This window comes from Pelagimonas sp. (assembly GCF_050633425.1).
In the GTDB taxonomy this organism is placed as follows: Bacteria; Pseudomonadota; Alphaproteobacteria; order Rhodobacterales; family Rhodobacteraceae; genus Pelagimonas.
The window spans coordinates 47,287-69,307 of sequence record NZ_JBOEGM010000035.1 but is presented as its reverse complement, the minus strand read 5'-3'; the positions used below and the strand labels follow the sequence as shown (position 1 = coordinate 69,307).

The following is a 22,021-nucleotide window of genomic DNA, read 5'->3' as shown; positions in this document are numbered from 1 at the left end:
GAGCAGCACATGGTGAGTTCGAGCAAGATTCTTACAGTGTCTTATGGCACCTTTTCTTGCACCGCAGAAGGATTTGAAGATCCACTTGCGGTGATGAAGGACACAACGCAATTTTTCCGCTCCGTCGTGGGCGAAGATCGCTTCTTTGGCGCAGAGCCTCCCCAGTTTGATCCCGAACTGGCGTCTGAGCTTATGCGCGAACAAATCGCTTCGCATGAAGGCGGCAAAGTCAGCCTCGATCTGGCCGGTACATCTGTTGGCACTGCCGCAGCCGCGTCTTCTGGCGCTCTGGCCGCCGCGCTGGCCGCAGGCCCTGCCCGCGTTGCCAGCCCTATTGAGGCTCAGCCCCTTCCAGATGACGACACAATCGAAGCCACGGCCTATGAGCCTGAGATCGAAAACGCCGCTGAACAGGCCATTGACCAGGACGCCGAAACAGACGCTTCTGATATGGCTGAGCTGGTAGAAGACACACTTGAAACGGACGATCTTGACCTCGACGCGCTGCTTGTTGAGGAAACAGATCAGGCGGCCGCACTGGCCGAGCCGGTTGGGAACGCGCCTGCTCCGCGTCCCACCGGTGCCGCCAGTGTCGCTGCCAAACTCGACCGCATTCGCGCTGTTGTTGCCGATACCGAAGCCAATGCCGAATTGGACACCGATGTCGACGACCTTATCGAAGAGTCGGCTCAAATCTCTGACGCTGTTTCAGAATTTGACGCCGAAGACGCCGCGGCCGACACCTTCGACGACGACAGCTTCACCGACGACACCCTAAACGCATTGTTGTCTGAACATGCATCGGATTCGATTGCCGACGCCCCGCTGGACCAGCCCCAAATTGAAGACGATAACCTCTTCGCCGATACCATCGCTGGCCTTATGCAAGCTGATACTGAAGAGAGCGCGACCCCTGAGGCCGTGTCTTCCGAACCTGAACCGGATGTTGAGCAAGTTCTCGACGCCGCCTTTGACGAAGATGAAGGTGAATTCGATCTGGTCGCCGCATTGGATCAGGTCGACAAAGCTGAGGCCGCCGAAAGTGACGGCGATCCTCTCGCCGCATGGGACGTGGATGCCGACGAAGACGCGTTTGACGAAACCAAGGATGACATTCTTGGCGGCGACATCGCGTCCGCCGTCGCAGGTTTGACAGACACAGCCTTTGACGATGAAGACGACGACAGCCTGTTTGATGACGAGCCTGTTGACGAGCTGACAGATGCCGTCAGCCAGACACCAGAAGAGGCACCTGAACCAGTTGCTGATGCCGCTGTCGACGTTGCCCCAACACCCGTGTCCGCACCCGCGCCACGTCGTGTTCGGGCCCGTGTCGTCAAGGTAAAGCGCGCCGCCTTCGATCAAGCCGTTCAATCTGGCCAACTCGAAGAAGTCAAAGACGAGGTTGCCCAAACTCCGGCCTCGTCATCCGCTCCTAAAGTCGTTGAAACACCCCCAGCCGTGCCTTTGGCATCGTCCAGCAGCCTGTCAGACGAAGAAGAAGACGAACTGGCTCGCGAATTGGCCGCCGTCAAAGCCGAACTGGCAGGATGGGATGACGAACATCAACCCGAAACACCGGTAGAGTCCGAGCCCCAAACTCCGCCCCTCGCAGACGCTTCCCAAGAGGATGACTGGGGTTGGGACGACGAAGATGGCGATGATCTCGACAACGTGGCAACAGCGACTTCAGAGCCGCTTCGCCTCGATAACCCGGTCTCAACACCGGAGCCCGAAATCGATCTGTCGGCTGCAATCGACGGGGCGCGCAAGGCTGTTAAACTCGCCAGCCCCGCCCGCGCAATGCTGACGGAACAAAGCGTAGAAGATAACGACACCTCCCGTATCCTTGATCAGACAAACACCGAGCTTGAGGAACCTGAAGGAAATCGCCGTCGCAGTGCCATTGCACATTTACGCGCCGCAGTCGCTGCGACCAAGGCTGATCGCCTGCTCGGTCGCAAACCCACCCCTGAGGAAGAGACTGAACCCTACCGCGAAGATCTTGCGAATGTGGTTCGCCCGCGCCGTCCCCAAGCCGCTGGAGCCCGCACCGAACGCCCAAGTGTTGAAGCGCAGCGCCCTGCCCCGCTTAAGCTCGTTGCAGAACAACGGATCGAAGACACCGCGCCCGAAGGCGAAACGCCTGCGCAAGTGACACCCGTTCGTCCCCGCCGCGTGAGCCGGTCCGTCCACCCAGCGGCCTCGGCCCCTCCACGGGCAGAGCGACCACAGGAAAACGCAGCACCCGCACCTCTTGAACAGCCCTCGAGCGACAGCGATTTCGCAGCCTATGCAGAGAGCGTCGGAGCGACCGACCTTCCAGAGCTTCTCGAAGCGGCAGCGGCCTACATGTCATATGTTGAAGGGTTGGATCAGTTTTCACGCCCTCAGTTGATGACAACAGTGCGTCAAGCCGAACTAACCGAGTCAAGCCGTGAAGATCGTCTGCGCAGCTTTGGCCAACTGTTACGCGATGGCAAAATTGAAAAAACATCCGGTGGACGCTTTACCGCCTCCGAACGGATCAGTTTCAAACCATCACGGGCAGCCGGATAAAACCTGCTATCGCCCAAAACAAAAGGCGGCTCAATGAGCCGCCTTTTCGCGTTTTTGGATGTTGCAGTTCTATTAGATGACAGTGGGCGGGCGGGTATTTCCGAAGGAAACAGCGCCGTCCCGACGTCACCGGGCACCAAATTCAGCCGTTGTCGTCACTCGGCTCCGCATCCGGGTCCGCCTGCCCAATTCCCAAAAAGATAGGTTTCAACGGGAAAACCCAGCCAACACCCAAGACCACATAGATCACAAACTGCACCGCCTTGGGCAGATCAGACACACCGACACGGTTCGCCAAAGACACCGCGACAACGATATAAATCGGCATGCCTATCAGCAAAATAATCAACGACCAGCGCCGGCGCGCTTTGTAACTCAACGCCACAAGATCAATCCTCGAAGGGGTCAGTGACCAAAATGGTATCATCCCGCTCTGGCGAGGTCGACACCAAGGCCGCAGGACATTCGATCAGCTCCTCAATCCGTCGCACATATTTGACCGCATTGGCCGGCAAATCGTTCCAGCTCCGCGCCCCTTCGGTGCTTTCAGACCATCCGGGCATCTCTTCGTAAACCGGTGTACACCGCGCCTGTTGATCGGCAGCTGTCGGCAAGTAATCCAACTTTTCACCGTCCAACTCGTAGCCAGTACAGATTTTCAAGGTGTCAAACCCGTCCAAAACATCGAGCTTGGTCAGACAGATGCCTTTGATACCCGACGTCGCGCAGGTTTGCCGCACCAACGCCGCATCAAACCAACCGCAACGGCGCTGACGGCCTGTGGTGGTGCCAAACTCGTGGCCGCGCTCGCCCAACCTTTGACCATCCGCATCCGGTGACCCATCCGCGTTCAAAAGCTCTGTTGGAAACGGGCCTTCGCCGACGCGGGTCGTATATGCTTTCACAATTCCAAGCACATAGTTGATCGATCCGGGGCCAATACCAACTCCGGTTGCCGCTTGCCCTGCAATCACATTGGAAGACGTCACAAACGGATAGGTGCCAAAATCAATGTCCAGCAAAGCGCCTTGCGCGCCTTCGAACAAGATACGTTTGCCTGCTTTGCGCTTTTCGTTCAGCACTTTCCAAACAGGGGCCGCATAAGGCAAAATCTCAGCAGCGATCTCTTTGAGTTGCGCAACCAAAGCATCACGGTCAACTGGTTCAATCCCCAAGCCTTTACGCAACGGATCATGGTGCTGCAGCGCACGGTCCACACGCGCTTCCAGCGTCGCGTCATCAGCCAAATCCGCAACCCGAACCGAGCGACGTCCAACCTTATCTTCATAAGCCGGGCCAATTCCGCGACCGGTGGTGCCAATCTTTGTCCCCTTGCTCGCTGCCTCTTCACGGGCGCGATCCAGCTCGCCATGAATCGGCAAAATCAGCGGGGTGTTCTCTGCAATCATCAAAGTTTCGGGCGAAATTTCGACCCCCTGATCGCGCACTGTCGCGATCTCATTAACCAGATGCCACGGGTCCAAAACCACGCCATTGCCGATCACCGACAATTTCCCGCCGCGCACAACGCCCGAAGGAAGCGCATGTAATTTATAGACTTTTCCGTCCACAACCAGCGTATGACCAGCATTGTGGCCACCTTGGAAACGCGCAATTACATCTGCACGACTCGACAGCCAGTCCACAATCTTGCCTTTGCCTTCGTCGCCCCACTGAGCGCCCACGACAACCACATTCGCCATAACACATCCTTTTCGGTGATGGTTTTCAAACCCGCGCCGGTATATCCAAGCGTGTCGCAACAGGAAACCGTTAAATGGCCGCATCTGCACAAAGCTCTGTTTCTTATCGCTGGGCCGTGCCGTCGGACTGCGATGTTTTGGGAAAGATCATGTTTGCCGCCATCCATGCTGACCCAAGTCCTTACACGCGCGCCGAGCGCCAAGCTTGGTGCCCACAGCCTCCAGGTGGTGTGGAATGGGAGGCCAAGCTGGCCAAGCAATATGTTGCCGTCGCGGTTGGCCCATACGGCGACCTGCACACGGAGCAAGAAAAAAATCCACAGCTCATGGGTATGATGACGATGACTTCTGAAGGCTATCTCGATTTGGCTTTCTTACTTCCGAACGCGCGCGGTAAGGGGCATCTGCGCCGCCTGCTCTCAATGATCCGTGCTCAGGCCTCAGAGTTGGACCTACCTGCCCTGACAACGCATGCCAGCCTCGCGGCCCAAACGCCTTTTGGCGCGCTCGGATTTGAACTGGTAAAACAGGAGGTTGTCACCCGTCATGGCCAATCCTTGCGGCGCGCTGAAATGCGATTGCCGCTCAAAACCACTGGACGCGACAGGCAATTCCGCTAGACCTAACCCCAAGACATTACGGAGACGCCCCATGAGTTTCGCCTTGCGCTGGCTGTTCGCTTTCATCCTTTTGGCCGCGACCTATAACCCTACCGACTGGAACTTTGTTCGTTGGGCCATCACCAACTGGAGCACCCAACTGCCCCTTGTGGTTCTGTTCGGTCTTATCCTAACCGTCGGATATGTCATCTATATTCGCGCTACGTTGCGTAGCATTGGCGGCTTTGGCATGATCTTGGTGTCCGCAATTGTCGGCGCAATTTTGTGGGTTCTGTGGGATTTTGGGCTGCTCGATTTCAACAACCCCAAAGTCACCACCTGGATCGGTATTCTGGCGCTGTCCATCGTTTTGGCCGTTGGGCTGAGCTGGTCGATTATTCGCCGTAAACTGTCGGGTCAGGTCGATACCGACGACGTCGAAGAATAACGCCTATGGTGCCTCACCGGCCTCAACCCGAACAGGATCGCCATGAGGTGTGACTAAATAAGCGCGCTCCCAACTGGCTTTGAGCGCGCTTAAGGCCTCGATTTCAGCCACGCCTTTGGCTGCGCATATTTTTTCCAATGCGGCAACCCAAGCCAGGAAATAGTCGTCACCGCCATCGAGCTCTTGTGCCAGCCCATGCTGAGCCAGCACTGCACCAAAGACCTGAGTCCACTCCGGCCAATTAAAAACGCCCTGCTCGTTCAAATATACAGCCAAAGCAAAGGCCTGTGCATGCCAGGGGGCCTCGAAAACCGGCTGCGGGCGATCCTGGGCTTCCCTCATTTCGCTGGCTTCTCTTGGGCTATGACCGGTTCCAAATAGCTTTCCCAGAGATCACAGGTCACCTCATCCCCAGAACATTCAGCGCGCCCCCAAAGCTCGGCGGCGTCAAACACCACAGTGTACAACGGCTCCGGCTGTTCGCCCAAACGGTGGGCCGCAGCATCAGGGAAAACATGGCAGCCATGGACCAAAACCACCTGACCTTTGGCACCGGCCGCATAGGCAGGCAAACGGGTATGCCCCCCCTCCACCATAGTATTGCGCGCCAAGCGTCGGGTTTTGACCCGGTCGCCAACGGCAAACTTGGCGGCCGCACCGACGCGATCCGCTGGGCCACCAGCGGCCAAAACAGCGGCCACGTTTTCAGCCAACAATCTACGCTGTTGCACGTTTTCGGGCGCAAGACCATCTGCGCCGCTTGTGAATTCTTCCGCCCGTACAAGGCCACTTTGAACCAGTAAATCCGCCAGCCCGGCCAGCCATTTTTCATAATAGGAGAAGCGCGCGTAATCTTTGGGTGAGAGGCATTCGCGCGCATGACGCGAGATATCAATGTTCCACTGCCCCAAAGCCCCGGCTGCCAAAGTCACGGCCAACGCGCGGGCATGCCAATTTTCGGCGAAAATTGGATCAGCGTCCGCCCCGACCGGGATCGCCCCGTCACCAAAGCGGCCGCCCATGTCATGCACGCGGCTCATGTTTGCGCCCCATCTGGCAACAATGCCAATCCGGTTCCGATCATCGAATCGCGCGTCACCAGCGCCGCCAAGGCCTCTTCACTCAGTCCATCCGTTCCTGCAGGTCGTCTTGGGATCACCAAATACCGCACCTCAGCGGTCGAATCCCAAACACGCACCTTTTGGCCTTTGGGCAATTCGACGCCAAAATCCGCCAACACCGCCCGTGGTTCGCGCACCACACGGGCGCGATAGGCGTCGGACTTGTACCAACCGGGCGGAATTCCCAACAAAGGCCACGGATAGCACGAACACAGCGTGCAAACGACGATGTTATGCAGCGCCTCAGTGTTCTCGACCGCCACCATATGTTCGCCCTGACGGCCATAAAACCCCATCTGCGAGACCGCTTCGGTCGCGTCTGACATCAACGCCTTGTGAAAATCTGCATCCACCCAAGCGCGGGCAACAACGCGCGCTCCGTTCTTGGGGCCCACCTTGTGCGCATAGGTTTCAATGATCTCATCAAGCGCTGCAGGGTCAAGCAACCCTTTGCGTTCCAGTAATGTTTCCAAGGCCTTGACCCGCAATGCAGGGTCAGGAGGCAAAAGCGAATGGGGATGACTGTCATCGTGGTGATCATGTGGCATGGCGCGATCATGGCCGCGCTATAGCCATCCGTCCAGTGCTTTCCTTTGCCTTTCCTGCGCCTTTCCGGTCATTCGGGCGCGACTACTGCTTGCACCGCACCCGCGCATCCCCTACATAGCCCGACAGAACCGAACGTATGCTGCAGGCCCCATGGAAAACGTAATCCTTATCGTCCACCTTCTTCTTGCCCTCGCCTTGATTGGCGTGGTTCTCATGCAGCGTTCCGAAGGCGGTGGCCTTGGGATGGGCGGCGGTGGCGGCGCAATGAGCCAACGCTCAGCGGCAACAGCTATGGGCAAGGTCACATGGGTTTTGGCGACGGCCTTTATAATCACCTCGATTACGCTGACGGTGATTTCGGCGAAAAACGCTTCTGGTAGCTCTATTCTTGACCGTGTCGGCGGCAGCGCCCCGGCGGTTGAGCAAACCGCCCCAGCGGTCGGTGACCTTGATACGGATGCTTTGCTTCCTCCGCCAACAGCGGGCGGCGATGCAGACGCGCCGCTGGTGCCACGCGCCGACTAAAGCCGGACACATCGGCATAACCGAAAAGGGCGGCTCAACAGCCGCCCCTTCTTTTTGGATATGTGTTTCGTTGCCCTTGGCTGTCGACTCGGAAATTTCTTAAACCTCGCCCTCTCAACCGATCTCAAAACATAGGTGTGGTCATGTTGTTCACCGTCAGCGCGCGCTGTTCAGGTCTTGATAGCGCAATGCTCTTCGCCACTTTCGATGCTTCGACGTGGTCTGCCATGGGCGTTGCAGCTGTCGCGACAAGTCCGCTGAGCATGGAAAACCCCACATGATCATGCACACCGGAAATCAGAGCCCTCAGTCCACCGGGCAAACAGCGCGCCGCACATGCGCTACAGCCGCACAAAATCGTCCAAACGCTGCGGTTAAACATTTCGGTTTGTCGCACCGGCGTTTTGGGCATCTCCACAACCGCTTGCTAGATTCGAAAATCTGGCAACATCATCTTGCGCTGACCTTGCCAACGCCTCTCGAATCCTCTATATCTCGGCTCCCGTGATATAGCTCGGCAAAATCTCAGCCAAAGCTCATAATAATACGCAAAATCACGGGGTTAGCCCAATATGGCACGCTTTATCTTTATCACCGGCGGTGTGGTCTCTTCGCTTGGCAAGGGCCTGGCTTCTGCTGCGCTGGGGGCACTTTTACAGGCGCGCGGCTATTCGGTTCGCCTGCGCAAGCTTGACCCCTATCTCAACGTTGACCCCGGAACCATGTCGCCGTTTGAACATGGCGAAGTCTTTGTGACAGACGATGGCGCCGAGACCGATCTCGATCTTGGGCATTACGAGCGCTTCACCGGTGTGCCGGCCAACCGAACCGATTCCGTCAGCTCGGGCCGCATCTACACCAATGTTTTGGAAAAAGAGCGTCGCGGCGATTACCTTGGCAAAACCATTCAGGTCATTCCGCATGTGACCAATGAAATCAAAGACTTCATCAGCATTGGCGAAGACGACGTCGATTTCATGCTCTGCGAAATTGGTGGAACAGTGGGTGATATTGAAGGCCTGCCCTTCTTCGAAGCCATCCGCCAATTCGCCAATGACAAAGCGCGCGGCCAATGCGTGTTTATGCACCTGACTTTGCTGCCGTTTATCAAGGCATCGGGTGAGCTTAAGACCAAACCCACCCAGCACTCGGTAAAGGAGCTGCGGTCCATTGGTCTCGCACCTGACATCCTCGTTTGCCGCTCAGAAGGGCCTATTCCAAAGAAAGAGCGCGAAAAACTCGCGCTTTTCTGCAACGTGCGCCCCGATAGCGTGATTGCTGCGCAGGATCTCAAATCCATCTATGAAGCCCCGCTTGCCTATCATCGCGAAGGCATGGATCAGGCGGTGTTGGATGCCTTTGGTATCGCCCCTGCCCCCAAGCCGAACCTCGCCAAATGGGATGACGTCGCCGACCGCGTGTTCAACCCCGAAGGCGAAGTAACCGTCGCGATTGTCGGCAAATATATTCAGCTCGAAGACGCCTATAAATCTATCGCCGAAGCGCTGACCCATGGCGGCATGGCCAACCGGGTCAAAGTCAATATTGAATGGGTCGACGCCGAAATCTTCGAACGCGAAGACGCCGCCCCTCATCTTGAAAAATATGACGCGATTCTGGTGCCCGGTGGCTTTGGCGAACGTGGCACCGAAGGCAAAATCAAAGCTGCCCAATTCGCGCGCGAAAACAAAGTGCCCTATCTTGGCATCTGTCTTGGTATGCAGGTCGCGGTTATCGAAGCGGCGCGCAACGTCGCCGGTGTGGCCAAGGCTGGCTCCGAAGAGTTTGACCATGAAGCCGGTGAAAAGCGTTTCGAACCCGTTGTCTATCACCTCAAGGAATGGGTGCAGGGCAATGAAAAGGTCAACCGCAAGGTCACCGACGCCAAGGGTGGCACCATGCGTCTGGGGGCCTATGACGCGGTTCTGAACGAAGGGTCATTGGTGGCCAATGTCTATGGCACGCAAACCATCGATGAACGTCATCGTCACCGCTACGAGGTCGACATCAAATACCGCGATCAGCTTGAACAAGCAGGTCTGCGTTTCTCGGGCATGTCCCCCGATGGCAAGCTGCCTGAGATCGTCGAATGGCCTGATCACCCGTGGTTTATCGGTGTTCAGTTCCACCCCGAACTGAAATCCAAACCCTTTGATCCGCACCCCTTGTTCAAGGATTTTGTGCGCGCAGCGAAAGAGGCATCACGCCTCGTCTAACCCCTTCAAAGCCCCGGAGAATTCTCTGGGGCTTTTCTTTTTTTCGGATAGTTTCATTTGTTGCGTGGCCAGTTAATCCTCACTAGTGTTCCAGCACTTAAAGTGAGGAATGGTAATGAAAAAAACTCTGTTAACGCTGACTTTGGTTCTGTCGGCAACTCTGGCACAGGCTGATACCGTCGCGACTGTCACTGCCATTTTGGACAAACCGATGGGCAATAGCAAAGTTTCGGATGCTTATATCCGCAGCAACGGCATGGTCGAAGGCAAGTTCGATGGCAAAGCCTATAAAGGCACTTGGGAATTCAAGGACGGCATGTATTGCCGCAAAATCGCGATGTTCAAATTGGATGGCTGCCAAAATGTTGTCGCCGTGCAGAACAAAGACGGCAAATTGGTAGGTGTTGAATTTCGCAACCCCGGCAAGAAAAAGGGCAATCGTTACTTTCTAAAGTAACCCCTGATCACGGGGCGGGCGGAGTACCGCCCTACCCAAACACCGACCCAATCAAACAGCCCCAACCGTTTTTGGTTCCGCACAGGGTTTCGCCAACCCGTTCGCCCATCATGTAGAGAAACCCGGCAAAGGCAAAGCCGTGGGTGAACAGCACCAGGCGCTCTTTGCCGTCATTGGCGGTGCGCAACAGCGCGGCGTTTAGGTCGGGATAGCTGCGGTTGTTGCGACGGAACTCTTTGCTCATCGTATTGGCCAGATCATAATGCGCCCGAAGCGCCGCGCCGTTGACCCAGGTAAAAGCCCCAATGGCAATAATGAACAAGAGTCCAAACGACCCGCCGATTTGGCCTTGGTAGAAATGCAAGAAACCAAACAGCGGGATGTAAGATGTGATGAACAGCCCCCAGATGAAATCGATCTTTTGCCAGAACATTACAAAGATGCGCAGATAATCAAACAGCTCCTGCTCTTTGCCGTCATGCTCCAATGGTTTGTTCATTCAGTGCGTCCTGTAAATTCGTCCAGCCAAAATAACCCGGCTAAAATATCGCGGCCGCGGCCACCTAAATGGTGCCGCCAAATCCGATGACATTTTACTGACCAAATAGTCAAGTTCAAGCACTTCGACCTAGACCTATGTGCGCTCAGGCGGCATATGACGGGGGCACGTCCAGTGGGGGGCTTATCATGCTGTCATATCAACATAGCTTTCATGCCGGGAATCTGGCCGATGTGCACAAGCATGCCATTCTCGCCTTTGTGCTTGATTACATGACACAAAAGGAAAAACCGCTCACCTATATCGAAAGCCATTCCGGGCGCGGGCTTTATGATTTGACGGATGCAGATGCGCAAAAAACCGGCGAGGCGGCCAAAGGAATCCTCCAAGTTGCAGATTGGTTTGAGGCCAACAGCCCCTATATGCGCGCCCTTGCCAAAACGAAATCGGCCCATGGTGATACGGCCTATCCCGGCTCGCCCTTGATTGCACAGGCGCTGTTGCGTGCGGATGACAGCCTGCATTTGGCCGAATTGCACCCCGGCGAAAACGCGGCCCTGCGCAAAAATGCCCGCAGCCACACCACCAAGATCTACCAACAAGATGGTCTTGAACTGGCCCAGAGCCTGTCGCCACCGACGCCGCGCCGTGGGATTTTGTTGATTGACCCTTCTTGGGAAATCAAATCCGACTACAAGACCATTCCCGCCGCCATGGCCCAGCTGCATCGCAAATGGAATGTTGGCGTGTTGATGCTTTGGTATCCGATCCTTGCCGACAAACGTCATGCCCCGATGATGCAAGCGCTCACATCGTCCTTCCCCCAAGCCTTGCGCCACGAGGTTAGCTTTCCGGCGGCGCGTAAGGGGCATGGGATGGTCGGCTCGGGCATGTTTGTGGTCAACCCGCCCTGGGGGCTCAGCGAATATGCGCAAAAACTGTCCATCCGTTTCGCCGCCTTACTGGCTAAGGGCTAAGTTCTGGGCGAACACCGCATTCGGCGATGTCCCCAATGGTCTGAACGAAACGTCAATAGTGACGCGGCTCTAAGATGTGTTAGGAGTGGTCCGCGGCGATCTTCCTGCCGCGGGGTGAATGGGAGGGATAATCCTGATGCTTGAGCAACTAACATCGTTTTTCCAACGCAAACACGTGCCCGAGGCACCGCTGCCGAAACCAGACGCCAAACTGGCGCTCGGCACATTGCTGGTCCGTGTGGCCATGGCCGACAAAGCGTATCTGTTTGAAGAGATCGAACAAATCGACCGTATTCTTGCCAAAGCCTATGATCTCAACCCGATTGAGGCCGCAAAAATGCGGGCAACCTGTGAAAAACTGGCATTTTCCATCGAAGACGACAGCGAAATGGCCCAGTTGATCCGCGACAATGTCGAATATGATCACCGGCGTGAAAAGGTCGAAGCGCTGTGGCAGGTTGTCATCGCCGACGGAATTTCCGACGAACGCGAAACCGCCCTTGTTGATTTGATCGAAAAGGTGCTGGGGGTCGACGCGCAGGATTCTGAGGCCGCGCGCCTCGCCGCGTCCATTCCCTAGGGGCCAAACCCGGCTCCGCCTGTGACCGGCCCGCGAACTACAACTCAAAATCTACGCCGGATTGAGCATCGCCCAATCCGGCCCTATATAGTCAGTTATGTTTGGATCATTTCTTACGCGCCTGACCGGAGCCACATCCGGTTCGCTTCCCGCCGAGGACTGCCGCCTTGCGCTGACTGCTTTGTTGGTTCGCGTCGCCCGGTCTGACGGTTTTTACGACGCCGACGAACAGGCGCGCATTTTGCAGGTGACACAGGCCCGCTATGAGCTGTCTGAGGCGGACGCGCTGACCCTGCGCGGGCTTGCCGAAACTCTGGAAGAAGAGGCCCCCGACACGGTCCGCTTTACCCGAGAGATCAAAGACGCGGTGCCACTGGACGACCGTATCGCAGTGATCGAAGCCCTGTGGCAAGTGGCCTTGGCCGATGGCGCACGTGATCAGCACGAAGACGCCTTGCTTCGGCTGGTCTCTTCAATGTTGGGGATCAATGATCGCGATTCCGCTTTGGCCCGCCAAAGGGTTGAACGCGCGCAATGATTGCCGCCCTCCCGATGTATGACCGCGCCGAAACCTTTGCGGCGAATGACATACTCTGGACACTGACCCGCCAAGAGCTTGGTTTTGGCCCATCCAATTTGACCCGAAACGGCGATCTTTGGGAACATTGGCTGTCACCGAACCTGGTTCTGGCCCAAACCTGTAATCTGCCTTTTCGCCTGCGTCTTCACGGCAAGGTTCAGCTGGTCGGCAGCCCGGATTATCGGCTTCCTGGGTGCCCGCCGGGATATTACAATTCGGTTATGATCGCCCGCGCCGATGATCCCCGCCCCCTGCCCGATCTTCTTCGCGCCCGGGTTCTTATCAACCAAAACCACAGCCAATCAGGTTTCGCTGCGCTTTGGTTTCAGGCCGCAGACCTCGGGATTTCGCCAAATATCACCGGTGAAACAGGCGGGCATGTCAATTCGGCACAGGCCGTAGCGCGCGGTTTGGGTGATCTTGCTGCACTGGATGCCATGTCCTGGCGTTTGATCAAACGCCATGATCCAAATGCCGCATCCCTGCGTGAAGTCGCCCGCACACACCCGACACCGGCGACGCCCTATATCACCAGCCTGCGACAAGACCCGCGGGTGATTCGGACCGCATTGCAACGTGCAATTGCCAATCTGGACCAAGATGCACGCAAAGCGATCTCGTTGCATGCACTATGTACGCTCAAAGAATCGGCATATCTCGACCTTCCGACCCCACCCTCGGTGCAATTTGCACAGGTTAACGCATCGTAAATCATCATTTGCACTATCCAAGGTCGCGTTTTGCGCATTGCATCGGGCTAAAGTTTTGCGGCACTCTCATCGCCAACACCCAGACAATGCATTAGCCCAAGGTCCCCCGTGAACGCATCCAGCCCTGTTATCGAGATCCGCAACCTCCACAAAGCCTATGGCCAGCTTGAGGTTCTCAAAGGCGTCGACATCACGGCCCATGCGGGCGATGTGGTGTCTCTCATCGGCTCTTCAGGATCGGGCAAGTCAACGCTATTGCGCTGTTGCAACCTGCTCGAAGACAGCCAGCAGGGCGATATCCTGTTCAAAGGCGAACCTGTGATCTGGAAAGGCACCGGCCTCGCGCGTCATCCCGGTGATGCCAAACAGATTTTGCGCATTCGCACCAATCTGTCGATGGTGTTCCAACAGTTCAATCTATGGGCCCATATGACGATCTTGCAAAACGTGATGGAGGCCCCGGTCACAGTTTTGGGACGAGACAAAGCCGAAACCGAAGCCTCGGCACGCAAATATCTCGACAAGGTGGGGATCGGCGACAAATGCGATGTTTATCCGGCGCAATTGTCCGGTGGTCAGCAACAGCGTGCCGCCATTGCCCGCGCTTTGTGCATGGAACCCGAGGCGTTGCTCTTTGATGAACCGACATCGGCGCTCGACCCGGAATTGGAACAAGAGGTTGTCAAAGTCATCAAAGATCTCGCCCAAGAAGGGCGCACGATGCTTATTGTGACCCATGACATGAAAATGGCCTCTGATGTGTCTGACCATGTGGTCTTTCTTCATCAGGGTCTGATCGAAGAAGAAGGCGCGCCAGATCAGTTGTTTGGCGCCCCAAAATCAGAACGGCTGCAAGGGTTTTTGCGGTCAACAACACACGCCTAACATGGCGTTCCGGTTTAACCCCGGAGTTCAACTAGGGAGCAATAAATGAAAAACCTTCTACTTGGAACCGCCGCTCTGGCGATGCTGGCAAGCGCAGCGATGGCCGCCGATACAGTGCGTTTGGGCACCGAAGGCGCTTACCCTCCATACAACTTCCTCAACGATGCGGGCGAAGTTGATGGATTTGAGCGTGAGCTGGGCGATGAGCTGTGCAAACGCGCCGAGCTGACCTGCGAATGGGTTACCAATGATTGGGACAGCATCATTCCCAATCTGGTGTCGTCCAACTATGACGCGATCATCGCCGGCATGTCGATCACGGCTGAGCGCGCCGAAGTTGTTGATTTCTCACAGAACTACACACCTCCCTCGCCCTCTGCCTACGCGGCGATATCCGATGATGCTGACCTCGAAGGCGGCGTGATTGCGGCTCAGACAGGCACCATTCAGGCCAACCACGTGGTCGACACCGGCGCGACATTGCTGGAATTCCCAACCCCTGACGAAACCATCGCAGCGGTGAAATCTGGTGAAGCGGACGCAGTTATAGCCGACAAAGACTATCTGATCCCAGAAGTCGAAGCGGCCGATGAGCTGAAATTCGTTGGCGACGACGTGCCTTTGGGCGGCGGCATCGGCATGGCCTTCCGCAAATCTGACCCCGAGCTGCGCGGCAAATTCGATGCGGCTGTGGCCTCGATGAAAGAGGACGGCACCTTGAACGAGCTGATCATCAAGTGGCTGGGCGAAGAAAGCCCCCGTTTCTAATCACAAATTTTGAGAGGGGTGCGTGCCACGCGCGCGCCCTTTTTCATGACGCGACATCAAGGCACCCCCTTGTGTCGCCAACATGACGAGGTCCGTCATTTTCGGCTATTGTTCAGATCCCGAAACGCTCGCAGGCATCAAATGGCTGTCATGCTTCCTGACCACAGGCAAGCATATGTCGTTCTACGCCTCCTTTGGCACGGTCCTTCTTTTGCTGGCGATCACAGCGCCCACGGCGCTTTTGTTTGGCTTTGGCGGCGCAACGGCGGCGCGGTCGCATTTCGCACCGCTCAGCTGGTTTGGCCGCGGCTATATTGCCATTGTGCGTGGCGTCCCCGACATCGCGTTTTTTCTGTTTTTTGTCATTGCCTTGGACCAAGGTTTTGAGTGGTTGCGCCACCAGGTGAAATGCCCCGATTGGCAGGACGCAATCCGCCAAGGCAATGATTTTGTCGTCTGCGCCGAGGCGAAATTGCCGCTCTCGACATCGGCGCAATGGGTGCATGAATCCTATGGGTTCTTCTTGGCGGTTTTGACCTTTGCCATCGTGTTTGGGGCCTTTGCCGCCAATGTCTTATATGGAGCCATGCGCGCCGTTCCCCGTACCCAGCTTGAAACCGCAGAAGCATATGGCATGAACCGCCGCCAAACTTTCTGGCGCATTATGGTGCCACAAATGTGGGTCTATGCCCTTCCCGGTCTGTCGAACCTTTGGATGGTTTTGATCAAAGCAACGCCGCTCTTGTTCCTGCTTGGCGTCGAAGACATCGTTTATTGGGCGCGCGAGCTTGGCGGCTCGAAAACGGCCCGTTTCACGGACTACCCGCATGGTGATTGGCGCATGTGGTACTTCTTTGCGCTCTTGGTGTTTTATCTCGCGTTCACAAAGGTGTCCGAGGTGGTCCTTGATCGGATCATGGCCCGGCTCACCAAAGGGCAAGCCACCGCTGGCGGTGAAGCGCAAAGGAAAGCGGCATGAGCTGTCTTCAAACAATTGCAGATTACAGTCTGCGCTCCATCGGCTATGGCGAACGTCTTTTGCCGCGTGGTGACTTCACCCTGTGCCAGCAATTCACCCTGATCGGATCAGGGATGATCTGGAACATCTATTTCGGCGTGCTTGCGCTTTTGGCCGGTTTCTTTCTGGCCACGGCTGTTGCGCTTGGAAAATCCAGCAACGTCTGGATTCTGCGCAAAGCGTCGGAATGGTTTATCTTTATCTTCCGCGGCTCCCCCCTGTTTATTCAGTTCTTCTTTGCCTATTTCTTGTTCGTCGCGCTCAAAGGGTCGGTTCCCGCCCTTGGGGCCTTTACGGCGCCTTGGCTTGGCGCATTGACTGTCTTGTTCCTCAACACCGCTGCCTATAGCGGCGAGATTTTCTACGGTGCGCTTTTATCTATTCCCAAAGGCGACACCGAAGCCGCTGATGCCTATGGGTTTTCCGGCCTAAAGAAGTTCCGCAAAATCACCTGGCCCACCATGCTTCGGCTCGCTTGGCCCGCCTATACCAACGAAGCAATCTTCTTGTTTCACGCCACAACCCTTGTCTATTTTTCGGGTTTTCCGGCGCTCAAGCAACGGGGCGACGCGCTGTATTACGCCAATTATTTCGCCGACAAGACGTTTAACCCCTTTGTCCCGTATCCCATTTTGGCCGGGTATTTCATTTTGCTGACGCTGGTTGTCATCGGCTTTTTTAGCATTGTGAACAATCGTCTGAACCGTCACTTGCCGCAAAACACCCGCCCCAAGATCAAGATCCGGCCCAAACTGATCCGCTAATGCGCAAAGTTTGATCACAGTTTCTGGTGGTACAAAAGCCTCTTGCCAGCCTTTGCGCGCGCGCATACGATGAATTTGATCAAATTATCTAACTGGACATCAGATGCCCGTTTCAGGTTCTGGCCCGACATCAGATTGGCTGCGCGATCATCCGCAGGCCCGCACCATTCGCGCTGCGGCGTGCGACTTGAACGGCGTTGCGCGCGGCAAACGCATGCCGATCCCCAGCGCCCAAAAAGTTCTGAGCGACGGCACGCGGTTTCCCATGTCGGTGTTGAATCTCGACATCTGGGGCGAGGATATCGAAGACAGCCCGCTGGTTTTTGAAACCGGCGACAAGGATGGTCAACTCTTCCCAACCGAGCGTGGCTTTGTGCCCATGCCCTGGCTTGATGCCCCAACAGCGCTGTTGCCGATCTGGATGTTCCACGAAGATGGCCGCCCCTATGAGGGCGATCCGCGCCATGCGCTTGCCCGCGTTGCCGAACGCTTCAAGGACAAAGGCCTGACGCCGGTTGTTGCGGTTGAGCTTGAGTTTTTCCTGATTGATGACAGCACTCGCAACCTGCAGGTGCCGGTCAGCCCCCGGTCTGGCAAACGGCGCAAGGCGGCAGAAATCCTGTCGATCCGGGCGCTGGATGCCTTTGATGGCTTTTTCACCGAGCTTTATGAAGCCTGCGAAGCCATGGAAATTCCCGCCGACACCGCCATATCCGAGGCCGGTCTGGGACAGTTTGAGATCAATCTGGTGCATGTCGCTGACCCGCTACGCGCCGCCGATGATGCCTGGTTGTTCAAGATGCTGGTCAAAGGCTTGGCGCGACGCCACGGTTTCGCCGCCAGTTTTATGGCCAAACCATATGACGATTATTCCGGCTCTGGTATGCACGCGCATTTCTCGGTTCTGGATGAGACTGGCACAAATATTTTTGACGATGGCGGCGAAAAAGGCACCCCTGCCCTGCACCATGCCATCGCGGGCTGCATGGACGCATTGCAAGACAGCACGCTGATCTTTGCACCACATGCCAATTCCTATGACCGTCTGGTTCCTGGAAGCCACGCCCCGACAAGTGTCTGTTGGGCCTATGAAAATCGCACGGCTGCGATCCGCGTACCCTCCGGTGCCCCGGTCGCACGCCGGATCGAACATCGTGTGGCAGGCGGGGATGTGAACCCCTATCTGGCGCTCGCCGCCATTTTGGGGGCTGCGTTGAACGGGATCGAAGATGCGGGAACACCGCCTGCCCCTATCACCGGCAACTCCTATGACCAAGAGCTGCCGCAAGTGCCCAGCGATTGGAAATCCGCGATCGAGCGCTTCGAAAACAGCCCCCATATTCCGCGCATCTTTGCGCCCGATCTGATCCGCAACTTGCTTATGACCAAAAAGCAGGAACACCGCGACATGCAAGAGCTGACCCCGGCGGAACAGGTTGAAATCTATCTCGACACTGTTTGATCAAACGCCCCGGCTTGCCCGGTGCCTCCGTGCATCCTAGGGTCGGGTGAAACACTATGGTGCCCCATGACCGACCGACTGAAAATCGGCATATTACAAACCGGCCTTGTGCCCGAAGATCTCGTAGCGGAATTTGGCGAATACCCCGAGGTGTTCATGTCTTTCCTGTCTGGTTACGGATTTGACTTTGATCGCTATTGTGTGGTGCGCGGCGAATTTCCGTCAGGCCCCGAAGCCGCAGATGGCTGGTTGATCACAGGATCACGTCACGGGGTCTACGAAGACCATGCGTGGATCCCACCGCTAGAACAACTGGTGCGCGGGGCCTTTGGCGCCGACAGGCCGGTGGTTGGCATCTGCTTTGGCCACCAAATCATCGCCCAAGCCCTTGGCGGCACAGTCGAAAAATACGCCGATGGTTGGGCGATTGGCCCGCAGAGCTATGACATCAACGGCCAAGACATCACACTGAATGCGTGGCATCAGGATCAGGTCATCACCCCGCCCAAAGGCGCGCAAACCGTTGGCGGCAATGATTTTTGCACTCACGCCGCGCTGCTCTATCCCGGTCAGGCCTATTCGGTGCAGCCCCATCCAGAATTCAGCGATGCCTATACCCAGGCGCTGATCGACACCCGCGGTCCGGGCCTTGTTCCCCAAAACATCCTAAAGGACGCCGCCGCTCAACTGGGTGTGCCACTCTCGTCCAAGGTGCTGGCTGATCAATTCGCGCGGTTTTTCCGCGAAAGGAGACTCGCATGAGCGATTTGAACACATCCCTCCCCGAAGCGGCTCAGGCCTATCTGACCGGTCAACGCCTGGATGAGGTTGAATGCATCATCTCCGATCTGCCCGGCATCGCCCGTGGCAAGGCTGTACCGGCGTCAAAATTTGCCCGCCAAGAGTATTTCCACCTGCCGGATTCGATCTTTTTCCAAACCATCACAGGTGGTTGGGGCGAAGCCGCAGGCGACGATGGGTTTATCGAAAAAGACATGACCCTGCGCCCGGATATGAGCACCGCGACGGCCGCCCCCTGGACTGGCGATTGGACATTGCAAGTCATCCATGACGCATTCGATCGCCACGGCGACCCGATCCCCTATTCGCCGCGCAACGTGCTCAAACGCGTGGTGGATCTCTTCCACAAACAAGGCTGGGAACCGATTGTCGCCCCCGAGATGGAGTTCTTCCTGATCGCCCGCAACCTTGACCCCGCCCAGGACATCAAACCGATGACCGGCCGCTCCGGTCGCCCGGCAGCGGCGCGCCAAGCCTATAGCATGACAGCGGTCGATGAATTCGGCCCGGTGATCGACGACATCTACGACTTTGCCGAAGCGCAAGGGTTTGAAATCGACGGCATTACCCAAGAAGGCGGGGCTGGCCAGCTCGAAATCAACCTACTGCATGGCGATCCGGTCAAGCTGGCAGACGAGGTGTTTTTCTTCAAACGCCTGATCCGCGAAGCCGCCCTGCGCCATGATTGTTTTGCCACCTTCATGGCCAAACCCATTGCGGATGAGCCGGGTAGCGCGATGCATATTCACCACTCGGTGCTTGATATGGAGACCGGGCAGAACATCTTTGTCGGCCCGCAAGAAGGCGAAACCGATGCGTTTTTCCACTTTATCGGAGGCTTGCAACACCACCTGCCCGAAGCCATCGCCGTGCTCGCCCCGAATGTGAATTCGTTTCGCCGTTACGTGCGCGACCACGCCGCGCCGATCAATCTGGAATGGGCACGCGATAATCGCACGACCGGGATCCGCGTCCCCTTGTCATCCCCTCAGGCGCGACGCGTTGAAAATCGTATCGCCGGAATGGATTGCAACCCATATTTGGGCATCGCGGCCTCGCTGGCCTGTGGTTATCTCGGCATGATGAACAAGCTGCGCCCCTCTGCGCAATATCGCGGCGACGCCTATCAGGGAGAAGGCGATATTCCCCGCGTTCAAGGTCAGGCTTTGGATCGCTTTGAAGGCGCAACAGCGCTGCATGAGGTTCTGGGTGCCGATTTCGCGCGGGTGTTTTCGATCGTGAAACGGGCGGAATACGATGAGTTCTTGCAAGTGATCTCACCTTGGGAGCGGGAACATTTGTTGTTGAACGTCTGACCTCCGCCCTTTGCAAGCCACTGCCTTGCATCCCCAAAAGGGTTTTGCGCCACAAGTAACCGGGAGCCGCGTCACCATGAACCTGTTGTTTTCCAACGATAAGCGCGGGGCCTATCCCCCGAGCTGGTATGCGGCAACGGCCGGCCAAGCGCCTGAGTTTGACACATTAAAAGGCGCAACACGCGCTGATGTTTGCATCATCGGCGGCGGCTATACCGGGCTGTCGACAGCGTTGCATTTGGCCCAACACGGTGTTGATGTTGTCCTCCTTGAAGCACATCGCGTTGGCTTTGGGGCCTCCGGGCGCAATGGCGGTCAGCTTGGGTCTGGGCAGCGTCAGGATCAGCTTGAATTAGAGCGCATGGTTGGCCAAGAGGTCGCCCGCCGCATGTGGGATTTGGGCGAAGACGCCAAATCCTTGGTACGCGCGCTCATTTCCGAGCATGGCATAGATTGCGCACTCAAACCCGGTGTCGCCTGGGCGGCTTCGTCGCAAAAATCCCTGCGCTGGACCCATGATTACGCCGCACATCTCTCGCAGCACTATGATTATGACGTTGATGTTTTAGACCCGGACAGCTTTGCCGACCTGTGCCCATCGCCAGACTATCACGGCGGTATCCTGGATATGGGAGCGGCGCATTTGCACCCGCTCAAACTCGCCCTCGGGCTGGCCAAAGCCGCCGCATCGGCAGGGGCGAGGATCCATGAACGCGCCCATGTTCATCATGTCAAAGCCGGTGCCAAGGTCCGTATCGCCACCGATATGGGCCATGTCGAGGCCGATCATCTGATCTTTGCCTGCAACGGCTATATGGGCGGTCTCAACCGTAAAGTCGCGGCCCGCGTCATGCCGATCAACAATTTTATCGTGGCAACCGAACCTCTTGGCTCTCGTGCTGATGAGGTTCTCACCCAAGACGTTGCCGTGGCCGATGACCGTTTTGTGGTCAATTACTTCCGCCTGTCCCAAGACAAGCGTCTGCTTTTTGGCGGCGGGGAAAGCTATGGCTACAAGTTTCCGACAGACATTCGCGCCACCGTGTCCAAGCCCATGTTGGAGGTGTTCCCACATCTCCGTGGTGTCAAACTTGACTACGCTTGGGGCGGTACGCTCGCGATCACCATGAAACGCATGCCCTATCTGGCGCGGGTTGCGCCCAACATCCTGTCCGCCTCGGGCTATTCCGGCCACGGCGTTGGAAATGCCATTCAGGCGGGGCGCTTCTTGGCCGAGGCCGTACGCGGCCAATCTCAGGGCTTTGACGCCTTTACCAAGCTGCCCACCCCCGCCTTTCCCGGCGGCGGCGGGTTTCGCACGCCGCTTTTGGCACTGGCCATGAGCTGGTACGCGATGCGGGACCGCCTGGGAATCTGATCTCTGGTCTAACGTGACGTTTTGATGAAATCCGCGCATTGAGCACGGAAATTTCTTGGCCTGCCCAACATCATATATTAAGCATATTGAAAACGGCAATTCAGGA

The 22,021-nt window shown here is 56.7% G+C and carries 24 protein-coding genes; 18 read left to right on the top strand and 6 right to left on the bottom strand.

Going from position 1 to position 22,021, the window contains the following annotated elements:
* Window positions 1–9 precede the first annotated feature (9 nt).
* Window positions 10–2,559, top strand: coding sequence for a hypothetical protein (locus ACRBB0_RS24130; RefSeq protein ID WP_431377038.1), 2,550 nt, complete (start codon window positions 10–12; stop codon window positions 2,557–2,559).
* 142 nt (window positions 2,560–2,701) lie between these two features.
* Here ACRBB0_RS24130 and ACRBB0_RS24125 read toward each other — a convergent pair whose 3' ends face one another.
* Both ACRBB0_RS24125 and ACRBB0_RS24120 read right to left on the bottom strand, forming a co-directional pair.
* Window positions 2,702–2,944, bottom strand: a complete 243-nt coding sequence (locus ACRBB0_RS24125; protein ID WP_431377037.1) for a DUF2842 domain-containing protein — start codon at window positions 2,942–2,944, stop codon at window positions 2,702–2,704.
* A 4-nt stretch (window positions 2,945–2,948) separates the two neighbouring features.
* A complete protein-coding gene (locus tag ACRBB0_RS24120) occupies window positions 2,949–4,262 on the bottom strand; it encodes an adenylosuccinate synthase (RefSeq protein WP_431377036.1) in 1,314 nt (437 codons plus the stop codon).
* 74 nt (window positions 4,263–4,336) lie between these two features.
* On the opposite strand from ACRBB0_RS24120, the gene ACRBB0_RS24115 reads away from it, so the two are divergent.
* Together ACRBB0_RS24115 and ACRBB0_RS24110 are read left to right on the top strand one after the other, a co-directional pair.
* Window positions 4,337–4,882, top strand: coding sequence for a GNAT family N-acetyltransferase (locus ACRBB0_RS24115; RefSeq protein ID WP_431377035.1), 546 nt, complete (start codon window positions 4,337–4,339; stop codon window positions 4,880–4,882).
* Between the two features lie 31 nt (window positions 4,883–4,913).
* A complete protein-coding gene (locus tag ACRBB0_RS24110) occupies window positions 4,914–5,309 on the top strand; it encodes a DUF6524 family protein (RefSeq protein ID WP_431377034.1) in 396 nt (131 codons plus the stop codon).
* A 3-nt stretch (window positions 5,310–5,312) separates the two neighbouring features.
* On the opposite strand, the gene ACRBB0_RS24105 is transcribed toward ACRBB0_RS24110, so the two are convergent.
* The 3 genes from ACRBB0_RS24105 to nthA are packed head-to-tail and all read right to left on the bottom strand — an operon-like array spanning window position 5,313 to window position 6,978.
* A complete protein-coding gene (locus tag ACRBB0_RS24105; RefSeq protein WP_431377033.1) occupies window positions 5,313–5,651 on the bottom strand; it encodes a nitrile hydratase accessory protein in 339 nt (112 codons plus the stop codon).
* On the bottom strand, window positions 5,648–6,349 hold the full coding sequence (gene nthB / locus ACRBB0_RS24100; protein ID WP_431377032.1) for a nitrile hydratase subunit beta: 702 nt from the start codon (window positions 6,347–6,349) through the stop codon (window positions 5,648–5,650). Before nthB ends, ACRBB0_RS24105 begins: the two co-directional genes overlap by 4 nt.
* Entirely contained in the window at window positions 6,346–6,978 is a 633-nt protein-coding gene (nthA, locus tag ACRBB0_RS24095; protein WP_431377031.1) for a nitrile hydratase subunit alpha, read from the bottom strand. Before nthA ends, nthB begins: the two co-directional genes overlap by 4 nt.
* A 151-nt stretch (window positions 6,979–7,129) precedes the next feature.
* On the opposite strand from nthA, the gene secG reads away from it, so the two are divergent.
* The 3 genes from secG to ACRBB0_RS24080 all read left to right on the top strand — a co-directional run bounded on the left by secG (window position 7,130) and on the right by ACRBB0_RS24080 (window position 10,177).
* The gene (secG, locus tag ACRBB0_RS24090; RefSeq protein WP_431377030.1) at window positions 7,130–7,504 is read left to right on the top strand and encodes a preprotein translocase subunit SecG; all 375 of its coding nucleotides are present in this window, start codon (window positions 7,130–7,132) and stop codon (window positions 7,502–7,504) included.
* Between the two features lie 572 nt (window positions 7,505–8,076).
* Entirely contained in the window at window positions 8,077–9,720 is a 1,644-nt protein-coding gene (locus tag ACRBB0_RS24085; RefSeq protein WP_431377029.1) for a CTP synthase, read from the top strand.
* 115 nt (window positions 9,721–9,835) lie between these two features.
* On the top strand, window positions 9,836–10,177 hold the full coding sequence (locus ACRBB0_RS24080; protein WP_431377028.1) for a hypothetical protein: 342 nt from the start codon (window positions 9,836–9,838) through the stop codon (window positions 10,175–10,177).
* Window positions 10,178–10,208: 31 nt separating this feature from the next.
* Here ACRBB0_RS24080 and ACRBB0_RS24075 read toward each other — a convergent pair whose 3' ends face one another.
* The gene (locus ACRBB0_RS24075) at window positions 10,209–10,676 is read right to left on the bottom strand and encodes a hypothetical protein (RefSeq protein WP_431377027.1); all 468 of its coding nucleotides are present in this window, start codon (window positions 10,674–10,676) and stop codon (window positions 10,209–10,211) included.
* A gap of 188 nt (window positions 10,677–10,864) precedes the next feature.
* Here ACRBB0_RS24075 and ACRBB0_RS24070 point away from each other — a divergent pair, with 188 nt between their 5' ends.
* From ACRBB0_RS24070 to ACRBB0_RS24015, 12 genes are all read left to right on the top strand, one after another.
* Window positions 10,865–11,653: a 23S rRNA (adenine(2030)-N(6))-methyltransferase RlmJ gene (locus tag ACRBB0_RS24070; protein ID WP_431377026.1), complete on the top strand. Its 789-nt coding sequence runs from the start codon at window positions 10,865–10,867 to the stop codon at window positions 11,651–11,653.
* A 136-nt stretch (window positions 11,654–11,789) separates the two neighbouring features.
* A complete protein-coding gene (locus ACRBB0_RS24065; protein WP_431377025.1) occupies window positions 11,790–12,233 on the top strand; it encodes a TerB family tellurite resistance protein in 444 nt (147 codons plus the stop codon).
* A gap of 97 nt (window positions 12,234–12,330) precedes the next feature.
* Window positions 12,331–12,771: a TerB family tellurite resistance protein gene (locus ACRBB0_RS24060; protein WP_431377024.1), complete on the top strand. Its 441-nt coding sequence runs from the start codon at window positions 12,331–12,333 to the stop codon at window positions 12,769–12,771.
* Window positions 12,768–13,523, top strand: coding sequence for a phosphate/phosphite/phosphonate ABC transporter substrate-binding protein (locus ACRBB0_RS24055; RefSeq protein WP_431377023.1), 756 nt, complete (start codon window positions 12,768–12,770; stop codon window positions 13,521–13,523). The genes ACRBB0_RS24060 and ACRBB0_RS24055 overlap by 4 nt, the downstream gene beginning before the upstream one ends.
* A gap of 108 nt (window positions 13,524–13,631) precedes the next feature.
* Entirely contained in the window at window positions 13,632–14,408 is a 777-nt protein-coding gene (locus ACRBB0_RS24050; protein WP_431377022.1) for an ABC transporter ATP-binding protein, read from the top strand.
* 45 nt (window positions 14,409–14,453) lie between these two features.
* Window positions 14,454–15,176 (top strand): transporter substrate-binding domain-containing protein, encoded by a 723-nt coding sequence (locus ACRBB0_RS24045; RefSeq protein ID WP_431377021.1) that lies wholly within the window; start codon window positions 14,454–14,456, stop codon window positions 15,174–15,176.
* Window positions 15,177–15,273: 97 nt separating this feature from the next.
* Window positions 15,274–16,155 carry an ABC transporter permease gene (locus ACRBB0_RS24040; RefSeq protein WP_431377072.1) on the top strand — a complete coding sequence of 294 codons (882 nt, stop codon included), beginning with the start codon at window positions 15,274–15,276 and terminating at the stop codon, window positions 16,153–16,155.
* Complete coding sequence (locus ACRBB0_RS24035; protein WP_431377020.1) at window positions 16,152–16,958, top strand: ABC transporter permease; 807 nt, start codon at window positions 16,152–16,154, stop codon at window positions 16,956–16,958. Before ACRBB0_RS24040 ends, ACRBB0_RS24035 begins: the two co-directional genes overlap by 4 nt.
* 103 nt (window positions 16,959–17,061) lie before the next feature.
* Window positions 17,062–18,420, top strand: a complete 1,359-nt coding sequence (locus ACRBB0_RS24030) for a glutamine synthetase family protein (RefSeq protein ID WP_431377019.1) — start codon at window positions 17,062–17,064, stop codon at window positions 18,418–18,420.
* Between the two features lie 66 nt (window positions 18,421–18,486).
* The gene (locus ACRBB0_RS24025) at window positions 18,487–19,182 is read left to right on the top strand and encodes a type 1 glutamine amidotransferase (protein WP_431377018.1); all 696 of its coding nucleotides are present in this window, start codon (window positions 18,487–18,489) and stop codon (window positions 19,180–19,182) included.
* A complete protein-coding gene (locus tag ACRBB0_RS24020) occupies window positions 19,179–20,537 on the top strand; it encodes a glutamine synthetase family protein (RefSeq protein WP_431377017.1) in 1,359 nt (452 codons plus the stop codon). Before ACRBB0_RS24025 ends, ACRBB0_RS24020 begins: the two co-directional genes overlap by 4 nt.
* A gap of 76 nt (window positions 20,538–20,613) precedes the next feature.
* Window positions 20,614–21,915 carry an NAD(P)/FAD-dependent oxidoreductase gene (locus ACRBB0_RS24015; protein ID WP_431377016.1) on the top strand — a complete coding sequence of 434 codons (1,302 nt, stop codon included), beginning with the start codon at window positions 20,614–20,616 and terminating at the stop codon, window positions 21,913–21,915.
* The last annotated feature ends 106 nt before the right edge of the window (window positions 21,916–22,021 follow it).